The organism is Methylobacterium sp. NMS14P (genome assembly GCF_028583545.1).
In the GTDB taxonomy this organism is placed as follows: domain Bacteria; phylum Pseudomonadota; class Alphaproteobacteria; order Rhizobiales; family Beijerinckiaceae; genus Methylobacterium.
In genome coordinates this window covers 1,377,749-1,392,809 of record NZ_CP087106.1, presented here as the reverse complement: position 1 = coordinate 1,392,809, position 15,061 = coordinate 1,377,749, and the positions used below count along the sequence as shown (strand labels likewise).

At 71.3% G+C, this 15,061-nt stretch carries 18 protein-coding genes; 4 read left to right on the top strand and 14 right to left on the bottom strand.

Annotated features, from left to right (window positions below; genetic code table 11):
- Positions 1 to 11: 11 nt before the first annotated feature.
- Positions 12 to 344, top strand: coding sequence for a hypothetical protein (locus tag LOK46_RS06530; protein ID WP_273563023.1), 333 nt, complete (start codon positions 12 to 14; stop codon positions 342 to 344).
- Here LOK46_RS06530 and LOK46_RS06525 read toward each other — a convergent pair.
- From LOK46_RS06525 to LOK46_RS06485, 9 genes are all read right to left on the bottom strand, one after another.
- A complete protein-coding gene (locus LOK46_RS06525; protein WP_273563022.1) occupies positions 329 to 775 on the bottom strand; it encodes a hypothetical protein in 447 nt (148 codons plus the stop codon). The genes LOK46_RS06530 and LOK46_RS06525 overlap by 16 nt on opposite strands.
- A 129-nt stretch (positions 776 to 904) precedes the next feature.
- On the bottom strand, positions 905 to 1,237 hold the full coding sequence (locus tag LOK46_RS06520) for a hydroxyisourate hydrolase (RefSeq protein ID WP_082557858.1): 333 nt from the start codon (positions 1,235 to 1,237) through the stop codon (positions 905 to 907).
- On the bottom strand, positions 1,234 to 2,667 hold the full coding sequence (locus LOK46_RS06515; RefSeq protein WP_273563021.1) for an amidase: 1,434 nt from the start codon (positions 2,665 to 2,667) through the stop codon (positions 1,234 to 1,236). Before LOK46_RS06515 ends, LOK46_RS06520 begins: the two co-directional genes overlap by 4 nt.
- Positions 2,664 to 3,416: an aspartate/glutamate racemase family protein gene (locus LOK46_RS06510; protein ID WP_273563020.1), complete on the bottom strand. Its 753-nt coding sequence runs from the start codon at positions 3,414 to 3,416 to the stop codon at positions 2,664 to 2,666. Before LOK46_RS06510 ends, LOK46_RS06515 begins: the two co-directional genes overlap by 4 nt.
- An 18-nt stretch (positions 3,417 to 3,434) precedes the next feature.
- Positions 3,435 to 4,253: an ABC transporter permease gene (locus tag LOK46_RS06505; RefSeq protein WP_273563019.1), complete on the bottom strand. Its 819-nt coding sequence runs from the start codon at positions 4,251 to 4,253 to the stop codon at positions 3,435 to 3,437.
- A 29-nt stretch (positions 4,254 to 4,282) separates the two neighbouring features.
- Positions 4,283 to 5,185 (bottom strand): ABC transporter permease, encoded by a 903-nt coding sequence (locus tag LOK46_RS06500; protein ID WP_273563018.1) that lies wholly within the window; start codon positions 5,183 to 5,185, stop codon positions 4,283 to 4,285.
- Positions 5,182 to 6,225 (bottom strand): ABC transporter substrate-binding protein, encoded by a 1,044-nt coding sequence (locus LOK46_RS06495; RefSeq protein ID WP_273563017.1) that lies wholly within the window; start codon positions 6,223 to 6,225, stop codon positions 5,182 to 5,184. The genes LOK46_RS06500 and LOK46_RS06495 overlap by 4 nt, the downstream gene beginning before the upstream one ends.
- A 37-nt stretch (positions 6,226 to 6,262) precedes the next feature.
- On the bottom strand, positions 6,263 to 7,351 hold the full coding sequence (locus LOK46_RS06490) for an ABC transporter ATP-binding protein (protein ID WP_273563016.1): 1,089 nt from the start codon (positions 7,349 to 7,351) through the stop codon (positions 6,263 to 6,265).
- On the bottom strand, positions 7,348 to 8,106 hold the full coding sequence (locus tag LOK46_RS06485) for a maleate cis-trans isomerase family protein (protein WP_273563015.1): 759 nt from the start codon (positions 8,104 to 8,106) through the stop codon (positions 7,348 to 7,350). Before LOK46_RS06485 ends, LOK46_RS06490 begins: the two co-directional genes overlap by 4 nt.
- A 166-nt stretch (positions 8,107 to 8,272) precedes the next feature.
- Here LOK46_RS06485 and LOK46_RS06480 point away from each other — a divergent pair, with 166 nt between their 5' ends.
- Positions 8,273 to 9,001 (top strand): GntR family transcriptional regulator, encoded by a 729-nt coding sequence (locus tag LOK46_RS06480; protein WP_273563014.1) that lies wholly within the window; start codon positions 8,273 to 8,275, stop codon positions 8,999 to 9,001.
- A gap of 114 nt (positions 9,002 to 9,115) precedes the next feature.
- Here LOK46_RS06480 and LOK46_RS06475 read toward each other — a convergent pair whose 3' ends face one another.
- The 3 genes from LOK46_RS06475 to LOK46_RS06465 all read right to left on the bottom strand — a co-directional run bounded on the left by LOK46_RS06475 (position 9,116) and on the right by LOK46_RS06465 (position 11,460).
- Entirely contained in the window at positions 9,116 to 9,364 is a 249-nt protein-coding gene (locus tag LOK46_RS06475; RefSeq protein WP_020094697.1) for a PilZ domain-containing protein, read from the bottom strand.
- A 205-nt stretch (positions 9,365 to 9,569) separates the two neighbouring features.
- On the bottom strand, positions 9,570 to 11,102 hold the full coding sequence (locus tag LOK46_RS06470) for a GGDEF domain-containing protein (protein ID WP_273563013.1): 1,533 nt from the start codon (positions 11,100 to 11,102) through the stop codon (positions 9,570 to 9,572).
- Positions 11,103 to 11,184: 82 nt separating this feature from the next.
- Positions 11,185 to 11,460 carry a hypothetical protein gene (locus LOK46_RS06465; protein WP_273563012.1) on the bottom strand — a complete coding sequence of 92 codons (276 nt, stop codon included), beginning with the start codon at positions 11,458 to 11,460 and terminating at the stop codon, positions 11,185 to 11,187.
- Between the two features lie 478 nt (positions 11,461 to 11,938).
- Between LOK46_RS06465 and LOK46_RS06460 the strand changes: the two genes are divergently transcribed.
- On the top strand, positions 11,939 to 12,166 hold the full coding sequence (locus LOK46_RS06460; protein WP_273563011.1) for a hypothetical protein: 228 nt from the start codon (positions 11,939 to 11,941) through the stop codon (positions 12,164 to 12,166).
- A gap of 20 nt (positions 12,167 to 12,186) precedes the next feature.
- Here LOK46_RS06460 and LOK46_RS06455 read toward each other — a convergent pair whose 3' ends face one another.
- The gene (locus LOK46_RS06455; protein ID WP_042675634.1) at positions 12,187 to 12,462 is read right to left on the bottom strand and encodes a hypothetical protein; all 276 of its coding nucleotides are present in this window, start codon (positions 12,460 to 12,462) and stop codon (positions 12,187 to 12,189) included.
- Between the two features lie 206 nt (positions 12,463 to 12,668).
- Between LOK46_RS06455 and LOK46_RS06450 the strand changes: the two genes are divergently transcribed.
- The gene (locus LOK46_RS06450; RefSeq protein ID WP_273563010.1) at positions 12,669 to 12,959 is read left to right on the top strand and encodes a hypothetical protein; all 291 of its coding nucleotides are present in this window, start codon (positions 12,669 to 12,671) and stop codon (positions 12,957 to 12,959) included.
- 452 nt (positions 12,960 to 13,411) lie between these two features.
- Here LOK46_RS06450 and LOK46_RS06445 read toward each other — a convergent pair whose 3' ends face one another.
- A complete protein-coding gene (locus LOK46_RS06445) occupies positions 13,412 to 14,662 on the bottom strand; it encodes a type II toxin-antitoxin system HipA family toxin (RefSeq protein ID WP_273563009.1) in 1,251 nt (416 codons plus the stop codon).
- Positions 14,663 to 15,061 lie beyond the last annotated feature (399 nt).

Below are 15,061 nucleotides of genomic sequence, written 5' to 3'. Positions count from 1 at the left end.
ACGAGGAGCGCATGGCCGAAAGGCGGAAGGCTACCGGGTCCGGCGAGGATGGCCTGTCGCGCCACATCCTCCCCAATGCCGGCACGATGGTCGGCGTCTGCACCACGCTGATCGGCCTCGTGAAGATCGCCGAGGGCTGGATCGGGCCGAGCCACGTCGACGAGGCCGCCGCCCTGACTGCGATCCTGTTCCTGGTCAGCGCGATCGCGTCCTACCTGTCGATCCGCCTGGGCGACGCCGGCGACCTCTCGGTCAGCCTGGAGCGCTGCGCCGACATCTGCTTCGTCATCGGGCTGACCGGCCTGACGCTGATCGCGGTCCTGTTCGCCTACGAGACGATCTGACGGCGCGCCGCGCGGAGCCGGTCGGGCAGGGCCTCGCGATCGGTCAGCGCCGCCGCGAGGACCGCGAACAGGCCGAGATGCAGGCCGAGTGCCGCCAGCCCGGGATCGCGCAGGGACCACAGGCCGGCCGCCCCGAGCGCCATGAGCGGCGGTCCGGCCACGTAGACGGCGCTGCGCCACCCGGCGGGCCGGCCGAGACGCCAGAAGCAGCCGGCCAGCGCCGCCAGGGCGAAGCCGCCCTTGAGCGCCGCCATGAAGCGGATCACCCGCACGAGGTCGGGATCGACGGGCGCCGCGGGGACCCGCGCGGCCGCGACGAAGGCCAGCGGGAGCGCGAGGATCGTCAGCGCGGCGAGCAGCAGGCGCGCCCGTGGGGCGCCGCGCGTCGCGGGCCCGGCCGTGGCCGGGATCGTCATCGCCTGAACCCGCATCGGCTTCCTCCTGCGCGCGCCGCGATCGGGGGCGAGTCTAGGCTCTCCGGAGGCTCCGGTCACCTCGCGGGGGAGGGCGGCGGCCGGGCCGCGCCGTCGCGGGCCGGGTCCGAGGGCGGCGCGTGCGGCTCAGCAGCCGCGGAACAGCGCCACCCCGAAGGCGGTGAACTTCAGCGGCAGGTGGCAGTGGCGGTCGGGGTCGTCGAGCCGGAAGCGGATCGCGGCCTCCTCCAGGAACCCCTCCCCCGCGGCCCCGACGAAGTCGCCGATGACGAACACGACCTCGTAGAGGCCGGCGGCGAGCCGCGTCCGCACGACCGGATGGTCGAGGGTCCCGTCCGCCCCGAGGCGGCCCTCGGCGATCACCCGCCGCTTTCCCCCGGCGCGCAGGACGCGCACGCGCATCCCCTCGGCCGGCCGGCCCGTGGCGGCGTCGACGGCGTGGAGCGACAGCCCGGTCACGGGGCCCTGCCCTCCCAGACCATCCGCCAGGGATGGGCCGCCTCGTAGGCCGCCGCCATCGCCACCAGGACCTCGTCGCCGCCCCAGGGCGCCACGAGCTGGAACCCGATCGGCAGCCCGGCGCCCGAGGGGCGGCAGGGGATCGAGATCCCCGGGCAGCCGGCGGCGTTGACGAAGCCCGTGAAGGTCGCCGAGCCGCGGGACCCCACCGGCACCCCGGCGATGCGCGGCGGATGGGAGGCCTCCGCCGGCCAGGGCAGCGCCGCCGCCGCGGGGGTCATCAGCAGGTCGTGGCCGGCGAACAGGGTGGCGAGGTCCCGGCGCAGCGCCAGGGCCATCCTCTGCACGTCGAACAGGTCGGCCGCCGACAGGGCCGCCCCAGCCTCCGCCAGGGCGCGGATGTCGGCGCCCAGCTCGTCGCCGCGGCCGGGATGCGCGCGCATGAGCCACGCGATGCCCGCCTGGCCGAGGACCGGCCACGCCTCCGTGAGGGCCGTCGCCGCGTCGAAGCGGCCGGTCTCGACCCGGTGGCCGAGGCCGGCGAGGCGCCCGGCCGCCTCGGCGACGCTGTCGGCGATCTCGGGATCGACCGGGGCCGTCCCGAAGGCCGGGACGTGCAGGATCCGCAGCGGGCGCTCCGGCACCGCGGCGCTCCCGAACGGGCCGAAGCCGTGCGGCGCGACGGAATCCGGCTCGGCCGCCCCGAGGACCCGCATCGCCGCCGCGAGGTCCTCGACGGTGCGCGCCATCGGCCCGACCACCTCGAGGTCGAGCATGATCGGCGGGAGCCCGCCCGTCCGCGGCACCCGGCCAGCCGTCGGCTTCAGGCCGACGAGGCCGGTATGCGAGGCGGGGCGGCGGATCGAGCCGCCCGCGTCGGTCCCGAGCGCCAGGGGCCCGATCCCGGAAGCCACCGCCGCGACGGCGCCGCCGCTGGAGCCCCCCGGCGTCAGCGCCGGATCCCACGGGTTCCGGGTGACCCCGTGGACCGGGTTGCCGGTGTAGCCCTGGACGGTCAGCTCCGGGACGTTGGTCTTGCCCAGGATCACCGCCCCGGCCGCGCGCAGCCGCGCCACCGGCGTCTCGTCGCGGTCGACCGCGCGCGCAGCCCCCTCCCCCGCGTAGAGCCGGCTTCCCCAGCCGGTCGCGAACCCGGCGACGTTCAGGCTGTCCTTGACGGTCAGCGGCACCCCGTCGAGGGGCCCGAGCGGCCGCCCCGCCCGCCAGCGCGCCGCGCTCGCCGCGGCGGCGCGCTCCGCGCCCTCGGGATCGACGGCGACGAGGGCATTGAGCGCGGGGTTCACGGCCTCGGCCCGCTCCAGGCAGGCGCGGGCGGCCGCGACCGGGCTCGCCGTCCCGGCGGCGTAGCGGCGGCCCAGGGCCGCGGCGGATAGGGTCCAGAGCGGGCCGGTCGCGTCGATCCGGGTCATGACTCCTCCTCGCGATGGGCGATCCAGCGGGCGAGCGGCCCGGTCAGGCCGGTGGCCGGCTTCGCGGGCGGCCGGGCGAAGCGGCCGGCCCGGGGCGAGCGCGTCCCGAGCCGCACCAGGGCCTGCGCCTGGCCCAGGGCGGCCGCCAGCGGGTCGACGAGCGGCACCGGCACCGCGTCCCGCAGGGTCGCGGCGAGGCCGGCGAGCGGCGCCCCGGCCAGGATCACGACGTCGGCCCCCTCCCCGACCGCCCGCTCGGCCAGGGCCAGGATCTCGGGCCGCAACTCGTCCTGCACCTCGGTCACCGCCCGGAACGGCCGGCGCACCGCGTGGAGGCCGGCGCAGCGCGCCGACAGCCCGGCCAACGCCACCGCGTCCTCGTACCAGGGCAGCAGGGCGGGCGCGAAGGTGACGACCGCGAACCGCGCCCCGAGCTGGCAGGCGGTCAGCATCGCGGCTTCGGCCATGCCGACCACCGGCAGGTCGAACAGCTCCCGCGCGGCGATAAGCCCGGGATCGCCGTAGGCGGCGATCACCGCGGCGTCGTGGCCGGCCTGATGGGCGGCGAGCGTCTCCAGCACAGCGGCGCCGGCGAGCTGCGCCTCGGCCCGGCTCGCGATGTAGGGCAGGCCCGTCGTGGCGGTGAGCGCGGTGATGTGCGCGTCGGGGGCGAGCGCCGCCTCGGCGGCCCGCGCCATGCGCGCGGTCATCGCCGCCGAGGTGTTGGGGTTGAGGAGCAGGATGCGCATGCACAGGCTCCGGGCGCTTCAGGCCGCCATCCGGCGGGACAGGCCGGCGGCCCGCTCCATCACGGCGGCGAGCAGCACGGTCACGAGGATCAGCACGCTGGAGGCTGCCGCCACCGTGACGTCGAGGCGGCCCTCCAGGTCCTGCCACATGCGGATCGGCAGCATGTCGGTGGCGGCGTCGCGCAGGAACAGCGAGACCGGGACGTTGTCGAAGCTCGCCATGAAGGCGATGAAGCCACCGGCCAGGATCCCGGGCCGGATCAGCGGCAGGGTCACCCGGCGGAACGTATACAGGCGCGAGGCGCCGAGGGAGGTCGAGCTCTCGAGGAGCACCGGGTCCATCTGCGACAGGGCCGCCACGGTGGTGCGGACCACGTAGGGCACGCAGACCACGGTGTGGCCCAGCACGAGGGTCAGCGGCGAGACCGGGATGCCGGCGAGGCTGAACAGCATCAGGGCGGCGAGCCCGAAGGCCAGGGCGGGCAGGACGAGGGGCGACAGGAACAGGCTGTCGAGGAGCCGCGCGGAGAGCCGCCGCGACCGCGCGATGGCGAGGGCCGCCGCGGTGCCCAGCACCACCGACAGCAGGGTCGTCCAGCCCGCCACCACGAGGCTGTTCCAGGCGGCGGCCCGGAGCTGCTCGGCCTCCGCGAGCGCCGCGTACCAGCGCAGGCCGTAGCCCGGCGGCGGGAAGCGCAGGGAGAAGCCGCTGGTGAACGACACCACCACGACGATCGCGGTGGGCGCCGCCAGCAGGACGAGGCAGAGCCCGGCCAGCAGCAGCACCGCGCCGTGGAAGCTGAACCAGTCGACGTCGCGCCGCAGGCTCGTCCGCATGGTGACCTCCCGGTGAGCTCCCGTTTACCTCAGGCGCGCGCGCGGCCGCCCGACAGGCGGCCCGCGAGGTTGAGGAGCGCGACGCAGGCGAGCACCGCCACGAGGAAGACGATCGCGATCGCCGCCGCGAACGGCCAGTTGTTGAGCGACGAGGCCTGCTGGTACAGGTACATGGGCATGAACAGCATCTGCCCGCCGCCGATCAGCGACTGGGTGATGAAGGCGGTGATCGCCGCCGCGAAGGTCAGCAGGCAGCCCGCCACGATGCCGGGCAGGCAGAGCGGCAGCGTCACCCGGAGGAAGGTGCGCCACGCCCCCGCCCCGAGCGCCGCCGAGGCGTCGGCGAGGTTCGGGTCGATCCGCGACAGGGCGGTGACCAGGGGCAAGACCATCAGCGGCAGCTGCACCTGCGCCAGCGCCAGGACGAGGCCGCCCTCGGTGTAGAGCAGCTTCAGGGGCGCGTCGGTGAGGCCGAGGCCGAGGAGCGCGGCGTTGACGATGCCCTGGCGCCCCAGGATCACGATCCACGCGAAGGTCCGCACCACCACGCTCGTGAGCAGCGGCAGCAGCACGATCAGGGTCAGCAGGCCGCGCAGCCGGCCGGGCGCCCAGGTCAGGAGCAGCGCCAGCGGCAGGCCGAGCAGGAGGGTCAGCGCCGTGACCTCGACGCCGAGCCACAGGGTCGCGCCGAGCACCCGCAGAGAGAACGGGTCGAGCAGGAACCGGGCGTACTGGTCGAGGCCGAACCGGGTCATGGCCGGATCGGCGTAGAAGCTCACGAGCACCAGCAGCGCCAGCGGCGCCAGGAAGAAGACGAGGAAGAAGGCCCCGAGCGGCAGCGCGAGGCGGATGTCGTAGGCCGCCGTCCAGGTGCGGCCCGGGCGGAGGGGCGCCGCCACCGGGCCCGCCGCCGTGGCCGGGCCGGCGCTCACACCCGGATCTCGCGGTTGAAGCGTTCGATCCAGGCCGGCCGGCCGCGGTTGATCGCGGCCCAGTCCTGGAACACCGACTTGCGCTTCAACTCGTCCGCGTCCCTCGCCAGGACCTTCGCGACCTCGCCCTCCATCGCGACCTTCCGGTTGGTCGGCACGATCAGGTAGGGGCTCTGCATCAGCTTGGCCTGAACCTCCGGCGACAGGGCGGCCTCGATCAGCCTGAAGGCCAGCTCCTTCGACGGCGTGTTCTTGACGATGTGGATCGTCGTCTTGAAGGCGATGATGCCCTCCTTGGGCGCCGCGAACTCCACCGGCACGCCGCGGGCCTTCAGGATCTGGATCGCGTTGAAATTGCCCGGCCCGATGTCGACCTGCTCCTGCTGGTAGAGGGCCGCCAGGGCGCCCGGGTTGGCCGCGACGGCGGCGAGGTTCGGCTTGAGCGCCTCCAGCGCCTTGAAGCCGGGCTCGACGTCGGTCTCCGAGCCGCCGTGCATCCGGGCGATCTCGACGAGGAAGCCGGTGCCGAGCGTCGAGTTCAGGTTGGTGATGCCGACCCGGCCCCTGTACTCGGGCTTCCACAGGTCGGCCCAGGAGGTCGGCGGCGTCTTCACCTTCTCGGGGTTGTAGGTCAGGCCGACGATCTGGAAGAACGGCGCCGGGCCCATCGGCTCCTGCGCGTCGGCGATCAGGTCGCCGTAATGGGCCGACTGGGCCACCGGGTAGGGCTCGACGAGGTCCTGGGCGATGGCCGTGAGGGCCGGCCCCGGATCGTGCAGCATCACGTCGATCGGCGGGTTGGCGCGGGCCGCCTGGACCTTGGCGATCTGATCGACCGAGAGCATCGGGTCGAGGATGACGTCGCCGCCCGAATTCTTGCGGAAGGCCGGCACCAGCACGGCCCGGTGCGCCTCCTCCCAGCTGCCCGTGAAGGTCGCGAAGACGAGCTTGCGCGCCTGCGCGCGGGACAGGCCCGGGAAGGCCTGCGCGGCGCCGAGGGTCAGGGCGCCGGCGAGGAGGCTGCGGCGGTGCAGGGGCATGGTCGATTCTCCTGGCTCGGTTTCGGGCGTCTCGGCCTCAGTGTCGGGGATCGGGAAAGACGCCGACCCGCTCGGGTGCTGTCGGGCGCAGGCGCACGCGGGTGCCAGGCGGCCGGGGCCGGGCGCCCGCCGCGCGCGGCTCGGCGGTCTTCAGGCGGGCGCCGCCGTCGAGGCGGATCTCGTGGACCAGGGTTGCGCCGAGGGGCAGGCCGACCTCGACCGCGCCGTCGAGGCCCTCGCCGTCTCCTGCCCCGTCCTCCGCGAAGGCGACGTGCTCGGGCCGCAGGCATGCGGCGACCCGGGTCCCGTCCGGCAGCGCCGTGGCGGCGGGGAGCAGGCCGCCCGCCTCCAGGGCCACCGCGCGGGCGCCGCCCGGCTCGGTGGCGAGCCGCCCGTGCAGGACGTTGGCCGTGCCCACGAAGGTGTTGACGAACAGCGTCTCGGGGCGGTCGTAGACGTCGGTCGGGGGGGCGAACTGCTCCAGGCGCCCGGCATTGAGCACGGCGACCCGGTCGGCCATCGACAGGGCCTCCTCCTGGTCGTGCGTGACGATCAGCGTGGTGGTGCCGGCGCTGCGCTGGATGCGCTTGATCTCGATCTGCATGTCGAGGCGCAGGTTCTTGTCGAGGGCCGCGAACGGCTCGTCGAGGAGCAGGATCGAGGGGCGCACGGCGAGCGCCCGGGCCAGCGCCACCCGCTGCTGCTGGCCGCCCGACATCTCCCGCGGGTAGCGCCCGGCGAGGTGCTCCAGGCGCACCAGCGCCAGCATCTCGGCGACCCGCGCCCTCTGCTCGGCCCGCCCGACGCCGCGAGCCGCGAGGCCGTAGGCGACGTTGTCGGCGACGCTCATGTGCGGGAACAGGGCGTAGTTCTGGAACACGATGCCGACGGTGCGCCGGTTCGGCGGCAGGTGGTCGACCGCTTGGCCGCCGATGATGACGCGCCCCTCCGTGGGCTTCAGGAAGCCCGCCACCGCGCGCAGCAGGGTGGTCTTGCCGCAGCCGGAGGGCCCGAGCAGCGCGACGAGCTCCCCGCCCCTGATGTCGAGCGTCACGGTGTCGACGGCGAGCGCCGTCCCGTAGCGCTGGGTGATCCCGTCGAGGATCAGGGTGGTCCCGGCGCTCACGGACGGCCCTCCCCGCCCGCCGCGAAGGCGCGGCCATGGGCAGCGAGATGCGCCGTCGGGAAGCCCGCCAGCTCCAGGCCCTTCCACAGGGTGACGGCCACGGAATCGATCACCGGCACGCCGAGTTCGGCCTCCAGGGCCGGGGCGAGCGCGGCGCCCGCGAGGTTCGTGCACACGATCGCCACCGCGTCGACGCCCTCGGCCGCCACCGCCCGGGCCATGCCGGCGATGGCCTCCGGACCCGCCTCGGCGAAGGCGAAGTTCTCCGACAGGCCGAGATGGCGCTCGGCGCCGCAGTCGAACCCGGCCACGCCCCAGTTTTCTTGGATCCGGCGCTGCACGTCGCCGGTATAGGGCGTGATGAGGCCGATCCGCCGGAAATCCCGGGCGCGGAACAGGTCGCGGAAGGCGAGCGCGGCGGTGGAGGCCGGGCACCCGGTCCGGTCGGTGATCGCGGCGCTCAGGCGCTCGTCCGCGTCGAAGCCGAGCCAAGCGCCGGAGGTGCCGTTCCACAGGATCGCGGCCGCGCGGGCGTCGGCGAGCAGCTCGGCCGCCGCCAGGATCGGCTCGGGGTCGAACTGGTCCAGGGCCGCCGCCGACAGGCCGATCTCCGTCACGCGGAAACGGGCGAAGTGGGCGCTCACGCCGGCGAGCCCGGCCAGCAGGTGGGCGGTGGCCGGCTCCAGGACGCTGTTCGACGAGGGCGTCAGCATGCCCAGACGCGTCGTGCGGTTCGGTCGTTTCATCGCATCCATCCCCGATGCAGCGAGCATCCGACACGCCTGGACGGGCGACAAGGTATTTTCTGCATGCTGCATGCAATTTGCGCAAATGCATGATAAGACAGCGCAAGCGTCCGAAAAATGGATCATCCTCGGGCTGCCGGACGCGCTAGGCTGGCGCGGTGGAGCGGGAGGATCGATGGACGTCGTCGCACGCCGCCGGGGCCGGCCCCGCAAGGCCCCGGTCGTCCCGGCCGCGCGGGTGCCGCGGACCGGGCTGCACGAGCAGGCGGCGGCCCGGCTCAGGGACATGATCGTGCGCGGCGCGCTGCCGGCCGGCGCGTCCCTCGTGGAGACGGACCTCTCCGCGGCGCTCGGGATCTCCCGGACCCCGCTGCGGGAGGCGCTGAAGCTCCTGGCGGCGGAGGGGCTGGTCGAGCTGCACCAGAACCGCAGCGCGCGCGTCCCGGACTGGACGCCGGAGGAGATCCTCGAGCTGTTCGAGGCCCTGGCCGGGATCGAGCGGCTGACCGCGGAACTCGCGGCGCCGCGGATCTCCGAAGCCCTGATGGACGCGCTGCGCGGCAAGCAGGCGCGGCTCGACCGGATGCACCGGGACCAAGTGCTCGACGCCTATTTCGCCCTGAACCAGGAGATCCACCGGACGATCGTCGAGGCTGCCCGGAACCGCCCGCTGGCGGAGGCCCACGCGGCGCTCCAGGCCCGGGCCCAGTGGGCGCGCCTGCGCGCGCTCTCCAGCGGCAACCGCTGGGAGGAATCGGCCCGGGAGCACCGGGACCTGTTCGAGGCCCTCGCCGCGCGGGACGCCGCCGCGGCCGGGTCCGTCGCCCACCGCCACGTGCTGCGGACCGGCGTGGTGATCGCCGAGACGCTCCAGGCCCGGCGCGCGGACCCCGCGGCGCGGTAACGAAGCGTTAACCCTGTCGTCGCATCGGTGGGTCACCAGCCGGACGCTGGCCTTCCACGCCCATCCGATCCGCCCCTCAACACGGGTGGGCGTGGAAGCCTCGGCCGCCGCCCGTCAGGCGTCGCCGAACGCGACCCCGAGCTCGGTCTCCTGGCGCCACGTGACCCGTGCCGGCCGCCGCTGGCCGCCGACCCCGTAGGCCAGCACGAAGGCGTCGGGCACGCCGATCACGCTGACGACCTTCAGGCGGGCGCCCCCGTCCGACATGTTGCGGATCGTGCAGTCGATCACGCCGCCGCCGGCGAGTTCGATATGGCCTTCGAGCAGGGTCCGTCTGCGGGGCGCGGCGCGTCTGTCGTCCATCCTCGTTACCCTATGGTTGCGGGCCGGATCCCTCCGGATCCGCGCGCGCTCCACCGACCCGGGGCACGGATGATCGATCCCGCCCGCCCCGTCCCGGCGCGACGCCGTCGGGCCCGATCCGGGCCGTCCGCCATCGCGCCCAGGAGACCACGGCGTTCGTGTCGATTCCGTCAAAGCGCTCCGCGAAAGCGCGGCAGCGCGCCGGTCAGGACGTCCGCACGAGTTGCAGGGCGCCCCGCGGGGTCGGCGGCGCGACGCTGCGGGTCTGGTTGCGACCGCCGTTCTTGGCCTCGTACAGGGCGCCGTCCGCCAGCCGGTAGGAATCCGGCAGCGGCGCGCTCCGGTCGGCACCCGGCCGGACGGCCGCGAGCCCGATGCTCACCGTCACGGCCCCGGCCCCGATCCCCGCCGACGGAACGGTCAGGTTGGCCACCTCGGCGTGGACCGTGTCGGCGACGCGCAGGGCGCCGGCCTCGTCCGTCTCGGGCAGGAGCAGGGTGAACTCCTCGCCGCCGATGCGGCTGACGAGATCCTGGGGGCGGTGCACGCTCGCCGCGAGGCAGCGGGCCAAGCCCCGCAGGATCTGGTCGCCCACCGGGTGCCCGTAGCGGTCGTTGAAGCGCTTGAAATGGTCCGCGTCGACGATGAGCAGCGACAGGGGCTGACCGTCGCGCCGGGCCGCGTCCAGGTTCCGCCGGAGGGCGTCCTCGAAGCAGCGGCGGTTCGGCAGGCCGGTCAGGGCGTCGGTGCGCGACAGCGCCGCCATCTCGGCCCGCAGCGCCTCGCGGCGACGCAGCTCCCGCCCGAACAGGAGCGACAGCGCGATCGTGAGGCCGCACAGCGCCAGCACGATGCCGCCGATGATCGTCGCCTTCGCGGCCCACTCCGCCTCCACGTCCTTGGTGGACAGGGCGACGTTCAGGATCAGCGGCAGATTTCCGATCCGCGTGAACGTGTAGTTCCGCTCGACACCGTCGCGCACGGAGGTGCTGACGAAGTTGCCGCGTCCCTCGCGCAGGAACCGTTTGAAGATCGCGGTCTGCCCGATATTCGCCCCGAGATCCGCCTCAACGTAGGGGTAGCGCATCAGGCGAGTGCCGTCGGTCAGGTACAGGTTGATGGCCCCGCCCGGTCCGAGATCGATCTCGCTGAACAGGTGCGTGAAGTAGGACAGCTTCACGGTGCCCAGGACCACGCCGCCGAAGCTGCCGTCGGGCCGGTCGATGCGGCGGCTGAACGGGAGCATCCGCTCTCCGTTGAGCCGCGACACGATCGGGCGCCCGACATGGAGGCCGAGCCCGGTGCTCGCCCGGTGGACCTGGAAGTACTCGCGATCCGCGTAGTTGCCCGGGCGCGGCGGCACGGCCGCGATGTCGCCGACGGCGTCGCCCCGCTCGTCCAGGATCAGCATCACGCCCATGTCGCGGGCGGTCGCGGCGCGGTCGAACAGGATGAGCTGGCGCAGGTGCGGGTCGGCCGCGGCCAAGCCCGGCACCTTCAGGTTGTCGACCGCCGCGTGGATCGAGAGATCGTACATCTCGATGTTGCGCGCGATGTCGCGCTCGAGGACCTGCAGGAGGTTCCAGGAGGTCTGCTCCGCGCTGGTCCAGGCGTCGCGGCGCAGGTCGGCCAGCATGAGACCGGACGTCACGACCATGCCCAGCGGGGCCAGAATCCCGAGGACGATCCAGGTGCGGGCCGAGCCGAGCCACGGGGCGATGCGTCGCCAGACGTTCATCGGCCCCCCGCGGACGGCGCTTCGTTGCCACGCTCTGGCACGCCGAGCCTTAACCGCCGCTTTCGCGGCGGTCGGGCCGGTCTTACATCCCGGGGTCTCTGTCCACGATCCGAGACACCTCGTTGATCGCGCCGCGCGGCCTTCCGAGTTCGCCGCCGGCCGGCGGGAAATCCTGCGTCACGGGCGCGCCGGAGATGTCGGCGGTCGCCGCCAGGAGACTCAAGCCATGGCCGGCGGTCCGGCGCGAGGCCTCCGCGCGGTCGACGCGGCGGAAGACCTCGCTGCACTTCCCCGGCGTCAACCCGGCCCTGGCTCTGCGCGGCGAGCCGTTGTCGGTTCCGACGGCGACCGGCTTCATACGCCCTTCGGCATCGCGATCCTGAACGGCGTCGTGCTCGCGAGCTACATCCGCGATCTAGAGGCGTCCAACTCCGGTGTCCGGGAGGCCGCCATCCACGCCGCCGCGAAGCCGCTGCGGCCTGTGATCATGACGGCTCACCTTACGGCACTGAACTTCCGGCTATGGCGTTCTCGACCAGCACCCGCGTGGAGGTGCGGCGGCCGCTCGCCACCGCGGTGATCGGGGTCCTGATCGCCGCGACCCCGCTCACCCTGGTGCTGCTGCCGGCGGTCGATACCACCGTCGCCGGCCTTCACCGCCCTTCGAGTGGTCCCGGCCCCCTCCGGGATACGGTTCCAAAGCGCGGCGGCTCGCGGCGACCGACCCGTGGACGCGACAAAGTATCCGCAATCGGTATGTGGATACGCAATTCTGTGCTGATGCCGGGACGATGCTCAGGCGACTATGCTGAGCTGACACGGAGCGGGAGTCCGGCATGTTGGACGGCGACGCCTTTGCCCACGAGATCGCGGCGCTCCTGATCGCCGACATCAAGACCTCCGGCGCGCGCACCCGCGGCGAGCTCGAGGAGGCCTGCCGGATCTCCCTCGAGAGCCTGCTCGGCGGCACCGTGGTGCCGCCGCAGATCGCCGTGCTGATGCCGATCGGCCTGGAGCGGTGGCCGCGGGTGGTCGTGAAGGGACGGCCCCTGCCGGACGTGTAGGCCGGCGCCGCTCGCCCCCCTCAGCGGCCGATGACGCCGGTGCCCCCGGTCGGGCCGATGGCGTTCGGCCCGGTATTTGGAGCGGGCGTCGCGGCTTGGTTCCTCTGGATGTCCATCCGCAGCGTATTGCTCTGGGTCGTTTGCTCCTGTCGCAGAGCGCGGACCTGACCGCTGGTCTCCATGGATTGATTGGCGGCGTTCGGATTGTTCTGCTGCACCTGGGCCAGGGCGGGTGTCACGGCGGCCGCGGCCAGACCGAGGCTCGCGGCGGTGAGCGTGGCGATGAGGGGGCGCATTGAAAGGCTCTCGCGCTGAGGGATCCTGCGGAGTTGACACGCCGACGGCCCGCCAAGTTCCATCTCGGTCGCGGCAGGTTGCCGTCCTCGCCGTTTGGCGGGGTGGTTAGCCAATTCCTGTCGACTGACGGCGTTCTTCACGTCTTGTTAAAGCATCGGGGCAAGGCTGTCGGTGGCGTCGGGTGCGGGACGTTGAGGGGGGCGTGATGCGGGCCTTGTCGGCGGAGGATGAACAGGCTGTTGATCGGCTCACGCTGCAGCTTCTTCACGACGCCTATTGCGACCTCGCGGCGGTCCTGCGAGGTGCCCAGCCACAGGCGGCCGCGGCGATCCTCGGCGTCATGGAGCAGCGCGTGACCGACGTCCTGACCCGGATCTGCCGGCAGGGTTCGGAAGGGACGGCCTCGGTGGAGATAGCCGTCGCCGTCGGCGAGCGGATCGGGGAGATCATGGATCAGGCCCACGGACGGGACGTCGCCGGGACGCGAGCCGCTTGATTTGAAGAGATCACGGACACCGGCACAACCAGCGTGTTCAACGCCTTGCGCATACTCTACCATTCGAGGTTCAGTTAAAATTACTGGCCGCGCGAAACTAGTTTCGAGTTACATGAGTCTATATTTTAGCTTCCGAGTATACGGCCCCACAATAGCCAGCTTGTCCATTTTTACATGAGTCGGCTCAGCTGCAATGCTTCGCGGCTGCAAATATTTCCATAATTATACCGTCTCGGGTCGAAAAGCCAGCTTATGGCTTTCTGGGCCGATCACGGCGTGTTCGAAGCCCTTATGTTCCATGGGGGCATGAGTTTTTATGGAATTTTAATACGGTTCCATATCCTTCGCGGCGCATCTAACTTGTAGTTCAACTGAATTTCTCGAAGTATGGAAAGTTCCGTCTCGTTGCTCCATCTTGTCAGGGGCGTGGCGCCATTTGATGGCGCGGACTCTCATTGTGGCGTGGTGGTCCTGGGTAGTGAGCCGAAGCATGCCAAGAGTATCTCCCGATCCCGTCTCGACACGCCTCGGGCGTCGAGAAATGCTGGGACGCGTGAGGTGGCTTCATGAACCTCATCGAGAATGGAACTGGCGTCGGCAGCGGAGAGGCCAAATTTTATGTAGGCCGCGAATGCGGTGCTCGGGTTGCATTCCCGGCTGATACCGGGAGCAGGGGCGCAGACATGCTTGGTGCCCAAAGGATGCGGGACAACATCGAACACCGGTGAAAGGGTCCAGCCGGTCCCATCGTTGATGAAAGCGTGGTTGCGCAAATGATCGTCGGTGTTCCGAAGATAGGCATTGACCAGGAGCCTGCGAAACATCTCGCGTTCCGGCTCGTGTGCACCGATACGGCGCGCGGCTGCCGCGATGTCCAAATAGGTCTTGCTTGTCGCATAACCATAAGCTGGCTCGCCCAGCAAAGTGCCGGCGCTGAGGTAAGACAAACACGCTCCAGCCGAGGATCGATCAAAACGTGATACCAAGAGAACCGGCCTGTCGTTTACGATACGAAGTTCCCGCTCCGGGACTTGAAGGCCTGCTGCCTCGGCGAAATCGAGGCAAACCGCTTCAGCCCTGGGATTTTCGAACCTGTCGTCCCACGCGGAAAATTTGGCTATCCATTCTTTTTCTGAAATCCGAACACGCGCCTTCGGTCGAGCTCCCCCAACATCCGAGCTGTGGATGAGTAGCTGCGCGAGTTGGCGCGCCGACGCTTCGCCTTCCTCGTACTTCTCTGCTGCGATGAGCGCACCCTCAAGGTCGTCCTCGCTTTGGGCGCGCTCAAGCGCTGCTTCCATCCTGGGTGTCCACCTCTCGGGAGCCTCTGGCGTTGGGCCGAAGGCCAGATCGCCAGTGCGCGACAGGCCGCCCAGAGCCAGAAATTCCGGCATGCCGAGTTCCAGTTCTGGAAATACCTGTGTCAGGATTCCTTTGCCCCAGCCGTCGGGGCCTGCATCGTGAAAGGCCAGATGGACCTCTCCCAAGGACGCAGGCCGCCACTTGTTTCCGAACGGCAGGCCAATGGGGTCAATCGGCCTGCGTCCTTCCGAAGCTAGATAGTCGGAGCTATAGGCAAAACGACCGATCCGCCGTGAGGAGCCACCTTCGAAGACCAAGAGGCCGATGGGCACATAGCCGCTCGGCCCTGACCGGAACACGTGAATTTCCTCAATGCGGTTGTACTTAGAGGTTCGCCACATACCCGCTCACAATGATCCCGCGGCGATCCAGCATGGCATCCGCTGTGTCTCTGATGTGAGCACACAGGCAAATGTCGCCACGTTGATCTGTGCGGATCGGTGAGATCAGCGCAGTGTGCAAGTATCTGCTGGCGACAACCGGCCACCCGGCCGTCCGGCGATCATGCGATGTGATGCGCTCACCCGCAACAAGGAAATGGGCGCCAGGCTTCCGTTAACGATCGCGACAGGAAGGACTTCCTCAAGAGCATATTGCCGCATCTGCGGCCTTTTCAAAGACGCCGGTCCGCGCCAAGTTCGTCCCTGGCAGACCACACGCACACGCCGCGCCGCTCTTTAGCAGGGAGCGGCCGACACCGGTGTTAGCAGCACCGAATGCCGGCCTGACCACAATCCGTA